Origin of the sequence: Pseudomonas piscis (assembly GCF_009380155.1) — a bacterium.
GTDB lineage: Bacteria > Pseudomonadota > Gammaproteobacteria > Pseudomonadales > Pseudomonadaceae > Aquipseudomonas > Aquipseudomonas piscis.
This window is the reverse complement of the sequence record NZ_WHUV01000002.1, coordinates 207,122-221,771: the sequence shown is the minus strand read 5'-3', so window position 1 is coordinate 221,771 and position 14,650 is coordinate 207,122. Positions and strand designations below refer to the sequence as shown.

The 14,650-nt window shown below is 66.5% G+C and carries 15 protein-coding genes; 7 read left to right on the top strand and 8 right to left on the bottom strand.

The window, feature by feature from the left end:
• Nucleotides 1–42 precede the first annotated feature (42 nt).
• The 6 genes from GDH07_RS11065 to GDH07_RS11040 all read right to left on the bottom strand — a co-directional run bounded on the left by GDH07_RS11065 (nucleotide 43) and on the right by GDH07_RS11040 (nucleotide 6,482).
• Nucleotides 43–1,476, bottom strand: a complete 1,434-nt coding sequence (locus tag GDH07_RS11065) for an FAD/NAD(P)-binding protein (RefSeq protein ID WP_152897553.1) — start codon at nucleotides 1,474–1,476, stop codon at nucleotides 43–45.
• Between the two features lie 174 nt (nucleotides 1,477–1,650).
• Nucleotides 1,651–2,562 (bottom strand): acyl-CoA synthetase, encoded by a 912-nt coding sequence (locus GDH07_RS11060; RefSeq protein WP_152897552.1) that lies wholly within the window; start codon nucleotides 2,560–2,562, stop codon nucleotides 1,651–1,653.
• Nucleotides 2,563–2,619: 57 nt separating this feature from the next.
• Nucleotides 2,620–4,050, bottom strand: coding sequence for an LLM class flavin-dependent oxidoreductase (locus tag GDH07_RS11055; protein WP_152897551.1), 1,431 nt, complete (start codon nucleotides 4,048–4,050; stop codon nucleotides 2,620–2,622).
• Nucleotides 4,040–4,513: an acyl-CoA dehydrogenase gene (locus tag GDH07_RS11050; protein WP_022643995.1), complete on the bottom strand. Its 474-nt coding sequence runs from the start codon at nucleotides 4,511–4,513 to the stop codon at nucleotides 4,040–4,042. The genes GDH07_RS11055 and GDH07_RS11050 overlap by 11 nt, the downstream gene beginning before the upstream one ends.
• 11 nt (nucleotides 4,514–4,524) lie before the next feature.
• On the bottom strand, nucleotides 4,525–5,727 hold the full coding sequence (locus GDH07_RS11045; protein WP_152897550.1) for an SfnB family sulfur acquisition oxidoreductase: 1,203 nt from the start codon (nucleotides 5,725–5,727) through the stop codon (nucleotides 4,525–4,527).
• A gap of 191 nt (nucleotides 5,728–5,918) precedes the next feature.
• Nucleotides 5,919–6,482 carry a helix-turn-helix domain-containing protein gene (locus tag GDH07_RS11040; protein ID WP_053130633.1) on the bottom strand — a complete coding sequence of 188 codons (564 nt, stop codon included), beginning with the start codon at nucleotides 6,480–6,482 and terminating at the stop codon, nucleotides 5,919–5,921.
• Between the two features lie 16 nt (nucleotides 6,483–6,498).
• Here GDH07_RS11040 and GDH07_RS11035 point away from each other — a divergent pair, with 16 nt between their 5' ends.
• Nucleotides 6,499–7,500: a DMT family transporter gene (locus GDH07_RS11035; protein ID WP_152897548.1), complete on the top strand. Its 1,002-nt coding sequence runs from the start codon at nucleotides 6,499–6,501 to the stop codon at nucleotides 7,498–7,500.
• 10 nt (nucleotides 7,501–7,510) lie between these two features.
• Here the strand turns inward: GDH07_RS11035 and GDH07_RS11030 are convergent, their stop codons facing one another.
• Entirely contained in the window at nucleotides 7,511–7,885 is a 375-nt protein-coding gene (locus GDH07_RS11030) for a hypothetical protein (RefSeq protein ID WP_152897547.1), read from the bottom strand.
• Between the two features lie 198 nt (nucleotides 7,886–8,083).
• Here GDH07_RS11030 and GDH07_RS11025 point away from each other — a divergent pair, with 198 nt between their 5' ends.
• Genes GDH07_RS11025 through GDH07_RS11000 form a run of 6 tightly spaced genes read left to right on the top strand, consistent with a single transcriptional unit; the run spans nucleotide 8,084 to nucleotide 14,156 of the window.
• Nucleotides 8,084–11,002, top strand: coding sequence for a monovalent cation/H+ antiporter subunit A (locus GDH07_RS11025; protein WP_085598849.1), 2,919 nt, complete (start codon nucleotides 8,084–8,086; stop codon nucleotides 11,000–11,002).
• The gene (locus tag GDH07_RS11020) at nucleotides 11,002–11,346 is read left to right on the top strand and encodes a Na+/H+ antiporter subunit C (RefSeq protein ID WP_011060906.1); all 345 of its coding nucleotides are present in this window, start codon (nucleotides 11,002–11,004) and stop codon (nucleotides 11,344–11,346) included. Before GDH07_RS11025 ends, GDH07_RS11020 begins: the two co-directional genes overlap by 1 nt.
• Nucleotides 11,343–13,031, top strand: a complete 1,689-nt coding sequence (locus tag GDH07_RS11015) for a monovalent cation/H+ antiporter subunit D (RefSeq protein ID WP_152897546.1) — start codon at nucleotides 11,343–11,345, stop codon at nucleotides 13,029–13,031. Before GDH07_RS11020 ends, GDH07_RS11015 begins: the two co-directional genes overlap by 4 nt.
• Entirely contained in the window at nucleotides 13,028–13,516 is a 489-nt protein-coding gene (locus tag GDH07_RS11010; RefSeq protein ID WP_152897545.1) for a Na+/H+ antiporter subunit E, read from the top strand. Before GDH07_RS11015 ends, GDH07_RS11010 begins: the two co-directional genes overlap by 4 nt.
• Nucleotides 13,513–13,791 (top strand): K+/H+ antiporter subunit F, encoded by a 279-nt coding sequence (locus GDH07_RS11005; RefSeq protein ID WP_022643988.1) that lies wholly within the window; start codon nucleotides 13,513–13,515, stop codon nucleotides 13,789–13,791. Before GDH07_RS11010 ends, GDH07_RS11005 begins: the two co-directional genes overlap by 4 nt.
• Nucleotides 13,788–14,156, top strand: coding sequence for a Na+/H+ antiporter subunit G (locus tag GDH07_RS11000; protein ID WP_068578230.1), 369 nt, complete (start codon nucleotides 13,788–13,790; stop codon nucleotides 14,154–14,156). Before GDH07_RS11005 ends, GDH07_RS11000 begins: the two co-directional genes overlap by 4 nt.
• Before the next feature lie 40 nt (nucleotides 14,157–14,196).
• Here GDH07_RS11000 and GDH07_RS10995 read toward each other — a convergent pair whose 3' ends face one another.
• Nucleotides 14,197–14,634 carry a DUF3995 domain-containing protein gene (locus GDH07_RS10995; protein ID WP_152897544.1) on the bottom strand — a complete coding sequence of 146 codons (438 nt, stop codon included), beginning with the start codon at nucleotides 14,632–14,634 and terminating at the stop codon, nucleotides 14,197–14,199.
• Between the last annotated feature and the right edge of the window lie 16 nt (nucleotides 14,635–14,650).

Here is a 14,650-nt window from a genome sequence, read left to right as displayed (position 1 = left end):
CCGCAGGACCTTCATCACGCCAAGCCCAATGCCCGCCAGCGGCTACAACAATGCTGCCAGGCGTATGGCCAGGGCCTTGGCTTGCAGGGCCACATCGGTGACCGCAGTGCTTTCCCACCACAGGCCACGCAATGGCGGGCCCATGGCGAACAGGCGTTCGCCGGCCCGGCCCTGGGCGTCATGCACCGCGCCGTCGGGCTCGGCACTGATGCCCAGGGCCAGCGGTCCCGGTTGCACCAGGCCCCGGGCCAGGAGCTGCCGGGGCAAGGGCCGGTCCACCCGGCGCCAGTCGTACTCGATGCCACTGGAGTTGATCAAGGCATCGCCCAACACCCGCGTGCTTTCCCGGCTGCCGCGATAACGCAAGCGAATCGCCAGGTGCCCCTCGCTGTCCGGCTCCAACCCCTGGTAGCTGGCGGCATGGATCCGCAGCCGACCCTGGGCATGCAGGCGCCTCACCAGTTCATCGCTCAAGGGCGGCGAACGATGGTGATGGCTCTCCCACCAGGGCCGCACATGCCGTACGAACTGGCGACGCTGGAAATCGCTGGCCTGGCTCCACAAACGCGGGATATGCACCCGCACCGTGTCCAACGGCGCTTGCCAGTCGATACCCTGGGCCAGGGCCTGGCAGCACTGGCGACGCAGCTCGCGGAGCAATTGGCGGGGGCTGCGGATCGCCGGGGCCTGGCCCAGGAAGTCGACCCAGGCCGGCGGTTGCCGACGGACATGGGGCAGCAGCCCGTGGCGGGAAAACACTTCGATGGGGCCCCGGTGCCCGGCTTGCTCCAGCGACACCACCGCATCGACCATGGTCAGCCCGGAACCGATGATCAGCACCCTGGACATCGGGTCCAGGCGCGCCATGGCATTCACATCCCAAGGGTCCAGGGCGGCAGCGTTGAGGCCACTGGAATGGGTTTGCCGAGTACGGGCGGCGGGGAACATGCCCGTGGCCAGCACCGCCACCGCGCCCCGCAACTGGCGCCCATCGGCCAGGGTCAGTGCAATCCCGCCCTCATGGCCCTGCAGGTCCACCACCTCACTGCGCACATGCTCCACTGAGGAGCCCTGCTCCAAACCCAGCGCCCGGGCCTCGGCCAAACGCTGCTGGACATAGACCCCGAACAGCCCCCGGGGCGGGAAGAGCTCGCTGATGGGCACCGGCTGGCCGGCCGATTCGGGCCAGCCACCTTCGGCGATATGCTGGGTCAGCCACTGGGTCAGGTCGTCGGGGTTGTCCGGGTCGATGCTCATGCGCGCCGCATTGCCATTGAGCGTATGGCCCAGTTCGGTGGCGCTATAGGCCTCGCCGCGCCCCAGCTCGGTACGCGGCTCGATCACCAGGATGCGGCGCCGCCCCGGTTGGCGTAGCAATTGCGCGGCCAGCGAGGCGCCACTGAGGCCGCCACCGATGATCAGGATCTCGGCATCGCGGGGGACAGGGTCCGGTTGCCCGATTGGGGTCTGGTTCATGAAGTGCTCGCGGTCAGGATTGGCCGGGACTCTGGCCCCGGGTGGGCATGGGGCGTTCCCGTGCAGCAGGGTAATGCCTGGCCCGGCACCTGGAACATCCCCAGCAAGATAATAGGCTTGCACCACGGCCGGATTCGCCAGGCAGTACCAAAGTAGGACGCCATCCGCTGTGGCCTATCCGGGGCGGCGTTCGAACCTGCCGATCCAGCCCGGTAGCGCTCCTTGGGACGGCATCGGCTGCCAGATGAAGCGCAGGCGGGCCAGGCCCAGAACACGCCGCACCTGGCGCTCCAGCAGCCGCGCCAGGGCGCTGCGCGGATGGCGCATGGTCCAGCCCCACAAGCGTCGGCGCCAGCTACCGACGGGCCCCAGGCGGGATTCGATCTCCTCTGCCAGGCCCTGCAAACGCAGCGGTGACAGCAGCAGGTCGCTAGGAGCCACTTCGCGCCGGTCACGGGCCGCCGAACCCTGGTTTTCAGGAAACGCCAGGCTGTGCCCGCTACCCAGCCATTGCCCGAGCAACACCTCCAGCCCGCCCGGCCATTGGGTCCCCTCCTCGCTCCACAACTGTCCGGTAGCGTTGCGCTGACGCCAGGATGCCTGGTGCCGGGAACCACTGCCGGGCCCCAGCAACTGACTGAAGGCCAGCCAGGACTGGCGCGAACTCGCCAAGCCGACTGGCGACTCACGGACGATCAGCAGGCCGGGGGCCACGCCGTTCTCCCCCGCCGCCATCCAGCACGCCAGTTGCCGGCCGCTGCCGACGAACACATGGCTGGGCCGCCAGCGCCACAGGCATTGACGCAAGGCCCCGATGGGCGACTGGTCGTCGAGGCTCGCCACCTCGGCCCCCAGGCTGCGCGCCGCCAGGGCCAAAAGCAGCAGGTCCGGCTCGAACGCCCCACTCAGGATCAGCCGGGAGCGCCAGCCAAGGCCATGCTGGCGCAAGCCATCGGCCAGGCGCTCGACATCGCGCAGTACATCGATCCAGCGCCAACCATGCCAACGGCCCCGGCGCTTGTGACGCAGGGCGTTGGCCAAGGGCCGCACCCGGGCCCAGTGTCGCAGCGACTCGTACATTTCCATGACCGCTCCCTGGTGCCCCCGCGTGACCGCTGCCGCCAGCGGACACCGAGTGACGCACTACGGCCGCTGCGCCGCCGGGCGCAGCCGCACCGGCTCGGCAGCCGCTACCACCTGGCGTTGCGCGCCGAGATCGCGCCAGGCACTGCCCGGATGGCTCTCGGGCAACCTGGGGCCTGCGCCGAACAGCTTCTCGCGCAGGGTACCTGGCGCATAGTCGGTCTTGTACGCCCCGCGCTTCTGCAACTCCGGCACCAGCAGTTCCACCGCGTCGATAAAGGTTTCATGGGTCAAGGCGTAGGCCAGGTTGAAGCCATCCACGTCGGTTTCCTCGACCCACTCCTGCAACAGGTCGGCCACGGTCTGGGGACCACCGACGAACAACGGGCCGAAACCACCGATGCCCACCCAGTCCGCCAGCTCGTGGGGTGTCCAGACCTTGTTCGGATCTGCCGTGGAGAAGGCCTCCACCGCCGACTGGATGGCATTGGTATGCACATGCTGCAGCGGTTCGTCGGGGCGAAAGCGACTGAAATCGATGCCGGTCCAGCCACTGATCAGGGCCATGGCGCCTTCGTAGCTGACCCAGCTCTTGTACTCCTCGAACTTGGCCTTGGCCTGGGCATCGGTCTCGCCGAGGATCACCGTCTGCAGGTTGAAGATCAGCAGTTTCGACGGATCGCGCCCGGCCTCGGCGGCGCGGCTGCGGATATCGGCCACGGTCTTTTTCAGCAACACCTTGGAGGGCGCCGCGACGAACACGCATTCGGCCTGTTCGGCAGCAAACTGCTTGCCCCGGCTGGAGGCCCCGGCCTGGTAGAGCACCGGGGTGCGCTGCGGCGAAGGCTCGCACAAATGGATGCCCGGCACCTGGAAGTGCCTGCCCTGGTGGCGAATCTCGTGGATCTTGCTTGGATCGCTGAAGATCCGCCGCTCGCGGTCGCGCAGCACCGCGCCGTCTTCCCAACTGCCCTCCCAGAGCTTGTAGCAGACCTCCAGGTACTCCTCGGCGTAGTCATAGCGGGCGTCGTGCTCGGTCTGGGCCTGCTGGCCGATGTTGCGTGCACCGCTCTCCAGGTACGAGGTGACGATGTTCCAACCGGCCCGGCCCTTGGTCAGGTGATCGAGGGTGGAAAGGCGCCGGGCGAAAGGATAAGGGTGCTCGAAAGACAGCGACGCGGTCAGGCCGAACCCCAGGTGTTCGGTGACCAGGGCCATGGGCGGAATCAGTTGCAGCGGATCGTTCACCGGCACTTGGGCCGCCTGGCGGATCGCCGCCTCGCCGTTGCCTTTGTAGACGTCATAGATGCCCAGCACATCGGCGATGAACAGCCCGTCGAACTTGCCCCTCTCGAGGATTCGCGCCAGGTCGGTCCAGTATTCCAGGTCCTTGTACTGCCAGGAGCGATCCCGGGGGTGGGCCCAGAGCCCGGGAGACTGATGACCGACGCAGTTCATGTCGAAGGCATTGAGGCGGATCTCACGGGGCATCAGGCAGCACTCCCGAACCTTCGGGCAACACGCCATTGAGGCGATAGTTGCCGATCAACTGGTACTTCCAACGCAGCGGGTCGTCCAGGGTCGAGGGCTGCGGGCTGCGCTGGCCGGTGAGTTCGAACTCGGCGTTGCTGGCAGCCAGCAACGCTTCGCCGACGGCGATCGCCGCCTCCGCCAGGGCGACCCGGGTCTGGGCCGGGTCCTGCTCCGCGTGCAAGTGGCGCTGGGCACGCTCCTGCAGGGCCGCGGCCACTTCGATGCGGATATGCAGGTCACCGAAGCGGCTGATCACGTAGGGGTCCTGGCTGGCCTGCGCCAAGCCGCTGCCCGGCCACGGCCGCGCTTGCTGGCGTACGTAGGCCAGGGTCTGGTGCAACAGGGCTCGGGCCCGCTGCAACTGTTCGGCATTGCGGGCCAGGGCATCCTGGGGGGTATCGGGTCGAGTCAAGGCATTCATGGGGCTGTCCTTCAGTTCCAGGCGTGGCGGGCCGGCTTGACGCCGTTGAGCAGGAAATTGCCGATCAGGTGGTATTTCCAGCGGGCCGGATCGTGCAGGGTGTGGGTCCGGGCATTGCGCCAGTGGCGGTCGAGGTTGTACCTGGCCGACACCGAACGAGTTCCGGCCAGTTCGAACAGCTTGCTGGCCGCGAGCAAGGCGCTTTCGGTGGACAGCACCTTGGCCTGGGCCACCACCAGCGAGGCTTGGGCGACGCTGTCCGCATCAGGGCTGGCCAGGGCCTGGTCGATGGCCTGGGCCGCGCGGGTGAGGATTTCCTCGGCACCGTGCACCCGCCACTCCAGGTCGCCGATGGCCGCGATGGTGTAGGGATCCTGCCAGCCATGGTCCAGGCCACTGTCGATCCAGGGCCGGGATTGCCGGGCGTGGAGCTTGGCATCCTCCAGGGCGGCGACGGCGATGCCAGTGTCGATCGCGGCCTGGATCACCTGGGAGATCGGCCCATCGGCGGTGGGCTGGTCGAAGGCCCGGTGGGCCGGGATCACCGCGCTGCGCGGCACCTGCACCGCCTGCAGGCTGACCCCGCCACTGGCGGTGGTGCGCTGGCCGAAGCCGTCCCAGCTATCGATTACCGTCAGCCCGGGGTTGTCCCGCTCGATGAACGCGATATGGGCCTGGCCGTCCTCATCCACGGCCACTGCCGGGACGATATGGGCGAACAAGGCACCGGTGCAGTAGAACTTCTGCCCATCGATCCGGGCCTGGTCGCCGTCGAAGCGGATCTGGCTCTGGAAGGCGCCGACATGCTTGCTACCGGCCTCGGAGAAGGCGTTGCCGAAGCGATAGCCCCGCAGCACTTGGCTGAAGTAGCGGCGCTTCTGCTCCTCGCTGCCGGTCTGCAACAGGATGTCCACCACCCCCAGGTGGTTCTGCGGCAACTGGCCCAGGGATGGGTCGGCGGCGGAGATGATCTTGATCACCTCCACCAGGGTCACATAGGACACCCCGGCACCGCCGTATTCGCGGGGAATGGTGATGCCCCACAGGCCGCTGGCGGAGAACTCGTCCAGCTCGGCCACCGGCAGGCGCCGTTCACGGTCACGTACCGCGGCTTCCACGGCGAAGCGCCGGGCCAGGTCCCGGGCGATGCTGATGGCTTCGGCATCGCTGCGGATGATATGGGCAGTGCGAGGGGGTTGGGCTGGAGCTGTCATGGGCCGGTTCCGCTTGCTGGTGGTCAAGATCGACACCCGTCGGGTGCCTGCCGCCAGGACCATTGCAGAACTTGTGCCCAGGAATAAAAACCTTCTATTTCAATGAGCTATGAATAAAACCGACAAAACACCGCAATACAAAACAGGCAAACTGCCCAACCACTGTTGGCAGGCGGACAGTTGTCGCGGAATCAGATCACCACGTTGCGCACGAAGCGCGTGGGCTGGGTGCCATCGTTGCGGTAGCCATGGGGTACATGGCTGGCGAACATGAAGAAGTCGCCGCTTTCCAGGCGGCGCTCGGTGTCGCCGAAGAACACCGTCAGGCAGCCCTCGAACACATACAACTGCTCGCTCCAGCCCTGGGCATCGCACTCGGAGCGGTACTCCTCGCCAGGCTCCAGGTGCCATTCCCACAGTTCCACCTCACGGCTGGCCTCGGCCTTGGACAGCAGCACTGCGCGGCTGCCGGGAATCAGCCCCGCCCAGGCAAGCTCGTTGATACGGCTGGAGTCCCGGGAATCCGGGGCCTGGATCAGGTCGCTGAAGGCCACGCCCAGGGCCTCGGCGACCCGATCCAGGGTCCCGAGGCTGACGTTCTTCTCCCCCGCCTCGATGGCCACCAGCATCCGCCGGCTGACCGTCGACTTCTGCGCCAGGGCACTCTGGCTCAAGCCGGCGGCGTGGCGCAGGCGCCGGACATTGAGGCTGACATGTTGCAGGACCGAAGCCCGATGACTGTTTTCCTTATGCACTCTATTCGCTCGCTCCCTGGGCCTGCGCAGTATACTGCCCAATTTCCGGCGCATTGTGCGTCCCCCTCAGGTAGCACGCAAGACCATGACATCCGGGACTTCCAGCACTTTTTCCTACAAGCTCAGCAAGGCCGAGGCCGTACTGGTGCTGATCACCATGATCTGGGGCGGCACCTTCCTCCTGGTGCAACAAGCCATGGGCGTCAGCGGCCCGATGTTCTTCGTTGGCCTGCGCTTCGCCGCGGCCGCCGCCATCGTCGCGCTGTTCTCCTGGTCGCGGCTGCGCGGCCTGACCCTGTTCGAGTTGCGCGCCGGTAGCTTCATCGGGGTTGCCATCATGCTCGGTTATGGCTTGCAGACCGTGGGCCTGCAAACCATCCCCAGCAGCCAGTCGGCCTTCATCACTGCGCTGTACGTGCCCTTCGTGCCCCTGTTGCAATGGCTGTTCATGGGCAAGCGCCCGGGCTTGCTGCCCAGCCTGGGGATCATGCTGGCATTCACCGGGCTGATGCTGCTGTCCGGGCCCAACGGCGCCTCCCTGGATTTCAGCCCCGGAGAGATCGCGACCTTGATCAGCACCGTGGCGATCGCCGCGGAAATCATCCTCATCAGCAGTTTCGCCGGGCGCGTGGATGTGCGCCGGGTGACGGTGGTGCAATTGGCGGTGACCTCGGTACTGGCCTTTGCCATGGTGCTGCCCACCGGGGAAACACTGCCGGAATTCTCCTGGCTGCTGCTGGTCATCGCCCTGGGCCTGGGAGCCTCCAGCGCGGCGATCCAGGTGGCGATGAACTGGGCCCAGAAGAGCGTCTCGCCGACCCGGGCCACGCTGATCTATGCCGGCGAACCGGTCTGGGCCGGGATCGTCGGGCGCATCGCCGGGGAACGCCTGCCCGCCCTGGCCCTGCTGGGCGGGGCGATGATCGTGCTGGCGGTGATCGTCAGCGAGCTGAAGATCAACCGCAGATCGACGCACAGGCCAGAAGCCTCACTGGGCGGTGAGTCGACACCGCCCTGACCCCAGCCACCTACAAGGACGGCGCATCGGGCTCGGGGCTCGAAAGCCAGCCCGGGGCGATCAAGGACCCATTGTGCTTGGGCTCCAGCGGCAGCGGATCACCTTCAATGGCGCCCTTATAATAGAAATAGGCCCGGTAGCGGGCATGCCCCTCCGGCATGGCCTTTTCGTAATACAGCACGGTGCCCGGCGGCAACAGGTAGCGGTGCCCGTCGTCCGGGGGGCCGTCGATGACCAGGGCCTTGCGGGTGCTGATCATCTCCTGGGCCGGCGGGTACAGCCGTTCCAGGCCGATGGCCAACGCGGCGCCCAGGCAGGTGAACAGCAGGGCAAAGCAGCCACGCCGGAGAAATCGGCTGCTGGTGGTGGTTTTGGCTGGGTGCATCCGTGTCGATCCTTGTCCGATGAGTTGCGTGCAGGGCAAACCTTGTGCGAACACCCGGGAACGGGCGAAGCGGGCATTTGTCTCCTACCTTTGAAAGCGCATGTAACATTTCCGATGGCTATCCAGCCGCGCTTGGCGGTTGGTGATCAAGGGCCTGGCACGTATTATGCGTCATACTTTTCCGCAGATTAGAAGCCTATGTCCCTGATAGTTCTACTGCTTCTGCCATTCATGGGCAGCTGTCTGGCGGCCCTGTTGCCGCACAACGCACGTAACACCGAATCGCTGCTGGCCGGCCTGGTTGCCCTCATCGGCACCATCCAGGTGGCTTTGCTGTATCCGCAGATCGCCGATGGCGGAGTGATTCGCGAGGAGTACGCCTGGCTGCCGAGCCTGGGACTGAACTTCGTGTTGCGCCTGGACGGCTTCGCCTGGCTGTTCTCGCTGCTGGTGCTGGGCATCGGCACCCTGGTGTCGTTGTATGCGCGCTACTACATGTCGCCCCAGGACCCGGTGCCGCGCTTCTTCGCCTTTTTCCTGGCGTTCATGGGCGCCATGCTGGGCCTGGTGATCTCCGGCAACCTGATCCAGATCGTGTTCTTCTGGGAACTGACCAGCCTCTTCTCGTTCCTGCTGATCGGCTATTGGCATCACCGTTCCGACGCCCGCCGTGGCGCCTACATGGCGTTGATGGTCACCGGGGCCGGGGGATTATGCCTGCTGGCGGGGGTCATGCTGCTCGGCCATGTGGTCGGCAGCTATGACCTGGACCAGGTACTGGCTGCCGCGGACAAGATCAAGGCCCATGCCCTCTACCCTGTCCTGCTTCCCTTGATCCTGCTCGGTGCACTGAGCAAGAGCGCACAATTCCCCTTCCACTTCTGGCTTCCCCACGCCATGGCCGCACCGACACCGGTCTCGGCCTACCTGCACTCGGCGACCATGGTCAAGGCCGGGGTGTTTCTCCTGGCCCGCTTGTGGCCATCGCTGTCCGGCAGCGAAGAATGGTTCTGGATCGTCGGCGGCGCCGGCGCCTGTACTCTGGTGCTTGGCGCCTATTGCGCGATGTTCCAGAACGACCTCAAGGGCCTGCTGGCCTATTCCACCATCAGCCACCTGGGCCTGATCACCCTGCTGCTGGGCCTGAACAGTCCGCTGGCGGCGGTGGCCGCGGTATTCCACATCCTCAACCACGCCACCTTCAAGGCCTCGCTGTTCATGGCCGCCGGGATCATCGACCACGAGAGTGGCAGCCGCGACATCCGCAAGCTCAACGGCCTGATCAAGCTGATGCCCTACACCGCGACCCTGGCCATGGTGGCCAGCGCCTCCATGGCCGGGGTGCCGCTGCTCAACGGTTTCCTGTCCAAGGAGATGTTCTTCGCCGAGACGGTGTTCATCAATTCCAGCGCCTGGGTCGAGATCGCCCTGCCGGTGATCGCCACCATCGCCGGGACCTTCAGCGTCGCCTATGCCCTGCGCTTCACCGTCGATGTGTTCTTCGGCGAGCCGGCCACCGACCTACCCCACACGCCCCATGAACCGCCACGCTGGATGCGCGCGCCGGTGGAGCTGCTGGTGTTCACCTGCCTGCTGGTGGGGATCTTCCCGGCCCAGATCATCGGGCCGTTGCTGGCCGCCGCTGCGCGGCCGGTGGTGGGCGGGACCCTGCCCGAATACAGCCTGGCGATCTGGCACGGCCTCAATGCGCCGATGATCATGAGCCTGATCGCCATGTCCTGCGGCATCGTCCTCTACCTGTTGCTGCGCAAGCCACTGGTGCGTGGCCGCTTCGCCTACCCGCCGGGCGTGGGCCGCTTCAATGGCAAGCGCCTGTTCGAACGCTGCCTGGTAGCCCTGACCCGCCTGGCCCGTGGCCTGGAACGGCGGCTGAGCACCAAGCGCCTGCAAAGCCAGTTGTTCCTGCTGGTGCTGGCGGCGGTGATCGCCGGGCTGATTCCCATGCTCTACAGCAGCCTGACCTGGGGCGACCGGCCGAAGATCCCCGGCTCCATCGTCTTCGTGACCTTCTGGCTGCTGGCCATCGCCTGCGCCCTGGGCGCCGCCTGGCAGGCCAAGTATCACCGCCTGGCCGCCCTGACCATGGTCAGCGTCTGCGGGCTGATGACCTGCGTGACCTTCGTCTGGTTCTCCGCCCCCGACCTCGCCCTGACCCAGCTGGTGGTGGAAGTGGTGACCACGGTGCTGATCCTGCTGGGCCTGCGCTGGCTGCCGCGGCGGATCGAGGACGTCTCGCCGCTGCCCAGCAGCGTGCCCAAGGCGCGTATCCGCCGCCTGCGCGACCTGAGCCTGTCGGTCGCCGTGGGCCTGGGCATGGCGCTATTGTCCTACGCCATGCTGACCCGGCCGACGCCCAACGACATTTCCTCGTTCTACCTGAGCCGGGCCCTGCCCGAGGGTGGCGGCACCAATGTGGTGAACGTGACCCTGGTGGATTTCCGCAGCTTCGACACCCTGGGCGAGATCACCGTGCTGGTGGCCGTGGCCCTGACCGTGTTCGCCCTGCTGCGACGCTTCCGCCCGCCCAAGGAAAGCATGCAACTGCCGGCCCAGCAGCGCCTGCTGGCACCGGACGTGGTCACCGACCTGGTCAACCCGCGCCAGGCCAGCGACACCGCCCTGGGCTTCATGATGGTGCCTGCGGTGCTGGTGCGCCTGCTGCTGCCGATCGCCCTGGTGGTGTCCTTCTACCTGTTCATGCGCGGGCACAACCTGCCGGGTGGCGGTTTCGTCGCCGGGCTGGTGATGTCGGTGGCGTTCATCCTGCAGTACATGGTGGCCGGCACCCAGTGGGTGGAGGCGCAGATGAGCCTGCGACCGCTGCGCTGGATGGGCACCGGCCTGCTGTTCGCGGTGGCCACGGGCCTCGGCGCGCTGGCCTGGGGCTATCCGTTCCTGACCACCCACACCCTGCACCTGGACTTGCCGCTGTTCGGTGATATCCATATCGCCAGCGCGCTGTTCTTCGACATCGGCGTGTATGCGGTGGTGGTGGGCGCGACGCTGCTGATCCTCACCGCCCTGGCGCACCAGTCGGTGCGGGCCCACAAGCCTGCCAGCCAGTCCAAATCCCTGATCAAGAGCGGAGCCGCCTGATGGAAGAAGTCATTGCAATCGCCATTGGTGTCCTCGCCGCCTCGGGAGTCTGGCTGGTGCTGCGCCCCCGGACCTTCCAGGTGGTGATGGGCCTGTGCCTGCTGTCCTACGCGGTCAACCTGTTCATCTTCAGCATGGGCAGCCTGTTCATCGGCAAGGAGCCGATCGTCAAGGACGGCGTGCCCCAGGACCTGCTGCACTACACCGACCCCCTGCCCCAGGCGCTGGTGCTCACCGCCATCGTCATCAGCTTCGCCATGACCGCGCTGTTCCTGGTGGTACTCCTGGCATCCCGGGGCCTGACCGGCACCGACCACGTCGACGGTCGGGAGCCCAAGGAATGAACCTGTTGTCGTCGCACCTGATCGTCGCCCCTATCCTGTTGCCGCTGCTGACCGCGGCCCTGCTCCTGTTGCTGGGAGAAAAACACCGGCCGCTCAAGGCCCGGCTCAACCTGTTCTCCAGCCTGCTGGGCCTGGGCCTGGCGCTGTACCTGCTGTACTGGACCCAGGCCGATGGCGCCACCGGCTCGTTCGGCGTGTACCTGCCGAGCAACTGGCAGGTACCGTTCGGCATCGTGCTGGTGGTCGATCGCCTGGCGGCGCTGATGCTGGTGCTGACCGGCATCATCGGGGTCAGCGCGCTGCTGTTCGCCATGGCCCGCTGGGACAGCGCCGGCGCCAGCTTCCACGCGCTGTTCCAGATCCAGCTGATGGGCCTGTACGGGGCCTTCCTCACCGCCGACCTGTTCAACCTGTTCGTGTTCTTCGAAGTGCTGCTGGCAGCGTCCTATGGCCTGATGCTGCATGGCTCGGGACGGGCGCGGGTGTCCTCGGGGCTGCACTACATCACCATCAACCTCCTGGCCTCGTCGTTGTTCCTGATCGGCACGGCGATGATCTACGGAGTCACCGGCACCCTGAACATGGCCGACCTGGCCATGAAGATCCCCCTGGTGCCCGAGGCCGACCGTGGACTGCTGCACGCGGGCACGGCGATCCTGGCCATCGCCTTCCTGGCCAAGGCCGGGATGTGGCCGCTGAACTTCTGGCTGGTGCCGGCCTATTCCTCGGCCAGCGCACCGGTAGCGGCCTTGTTCGCGGTGATGACCAAGGTCGGGGTCTATACCGTGCTGCGCTTGTGGACCCTGCTGTTTTCCGGCCAGGCCGGAGCCTCGGCCTATTTCGGCAGCCAGTGGCTGGTGTACGGCGGCCTGGCGACGATCTGCTGTGCGGCGCTGGGCATCCTCGCCGCGCAACGCCTGGAGCGCATGGCCAGCCTGAGCATCCTGGTCTCGGCGGGGATCCTGCTCGCGGTGATCGGCTTCGCCCAACCGGCACTGACCGGCGCGGCGCTGTTCTACCTGTTCAGCTCGACCCTGGCCATGTGCGCGCTGTTCCTCCTGGCCGAACTGATCGAACGCTCACGCTCGGCCACCGAGGCGCCCCTGGAAGACGAAGGCGAGATCCTGTCGCAACCACTGGGGGCCTCGCCGCCCCGGGGCAGCAACCTCGACGATGAGCAGCAGGTGGTGGTCGGCCAAGTGATTCCCTGGACCATGGCCTTCCTGGGCCTGAGCTTCATCGCCTGTGCCCTGCTGATCATCGGCATGCCGCCGCTGTCGGGCTTTATCGGCAAGCTCAACCTGATCGCCGCCCTGCTCAACCCCCAGGGCCTGGGCAGTGGCCTGCAGACCCAGGTGCCGGTGGCGGGCTGGTGCTTCCTGGCACTGCTGATCCTCTCCGGCCTGGCGTCCTTGATCGCCTTCGCGCGCCTGGGCATCCGCCGCTTCTGGACGCCCGAGGAGCGACCCTCGCCTGTGCTGCGGCGCCTGGAGTGCGTGCCGATAGTGGCGCTGCTGGGCCTGTGCGTGTTGCTGAGCTTCAAGGCCGAGCCGCTGCTGCGCTTCACCCAGGACACCGCCGACAACCTCAATCATCCCGAGCACTACGTGATGGCGGTACTGGGCACCCGGACGGTGCTCAGCCCCGAGGCCAAGGCCGCACTGTCGATGGAGGTGCAGCCATGAAGCGCCTGTTCCCCTCGCCCTTCCTGTCCCTGGCGTTGTGGTTGTTGTGGCTGCTGCTGAACCTCTCCGTCAGCCCCGGCAACCTGCTGCTGGGCGCGATGCTGGGCTTTCTTGCGCCACTGCTGATGCGCCCGCTGCGCCCGCAGCCGATCCGTATCCGCCGACCATGGACCATCCTGCGCCTGTTCCTGCTGGTGGGGCGCGATGTGCTGGTGTCGAACCTGCTGGTGGCCTGGGGCGTGCTCAATAACGGCCGGCGCCCGGTGCGCTCGGCGTTCGTCAAGGTGCCCCTGGACCTGCGCGATGCCAACGGGCTGGCGGCGCTGTCGACCATCACCACGGTGGTGCCGGGCACGGTCTGGTCCGAGCTGTCGCTGGACCGCAGCATCCTCTTGCTGCACGTGTTCGACCTGGAGGATGAAGCGCAATTCATCCAGCACTTCAAGGCAACCTACGAGCGCCCGCTGATGGAGATCTTCGAATGAGCGCACTGATGGATAACGCGATCCTGCTGAGCCTGTTCATCTTTTCCCTGGCCATGGTCCTGACCCTGGTGCGCCTGTTCCGGGGGCCTTCGGCCCAGGACCGGGTCCTGGCGCTGGACTACCTGTACATCCTGGCGATGCTGATGATGCTGGTGCTGGGTATTCGCTACTCCAGCGATACCTACTTCGAGGCGGCGCTGCTGATCGCCCTGTTCGGCTTCGTCGGCTCCTTCGCCCTGGCCAAATTCCTCCTGCGTGGCGAGGTGATCGAATGAACGACCTGCAACAACTGCCCCTGTGGGTGGAAATCCTGGTGGCGCTGCTGCTACTGGTCAGCAGCCTGTTCGCCCTGATCGGCGCCGTGGGCATCCTGCGCATGAAAAGCTACTTCCAGCGCATGCACCCGCCGGCCCTGGCCTCGACCCTGGGCTCGTGGAGCGTGGCCCTGGCCTCGATCCTGTATTTCTCGGCGCTCAAGTCGGGGCCGGTGCTGCATGCCTGGCTGATCCCGATCCTGCTGTCGATCACCGTACCGGTGACGACCCTGCTGCTGGCCCGCGCCGCGCTGTTCCGCAAGCGCATGGCCGGCGACGACGTGCCGGCGGAAGTCAGCAGCAAACGCCAGGAAACCGGCAACTGAGGCGACGCGGGCTTGCCCCGCGCCTGCCTTGCGGGGCTGCTCAGGCCCAGGCCAGCACCAGCAGCCCAGCCCCCAGTACCACGCACAAGGGCGAATAGAACAGCGTGTCGAGCCGGGCGAAGCGCGAACCCCGCACCTGCTTGAAGAACCCCACCAGTTCCGAATCGCCAATGGCCCGGGCGAACATCAGCAAGGCCATGGCGCTGATGACCCACTGCAAGGCCGGATGGCTCACGCTCGGCAACAGGAGCCCGACCCGCAGGCACACCAGCAGCGCCACCAGCAACAGGGCCAGCGCCACCAGCAAGGTCGCCAGCGCCGGTATCTGGAAGGCCGGCTGGCTCTGCCCGGGCACGGGCCCCGGCACCTGCGGGATCACTGCCTCGCTACCGCGCTTGCCGCCAGCGGCCCAGTACAGGTGCAACAGGCTGATCGATAAAAAGGTTCCGGCCACTCCCTGTGCAAGCAGATGAGTCATGTTGGACGTCCCTGGA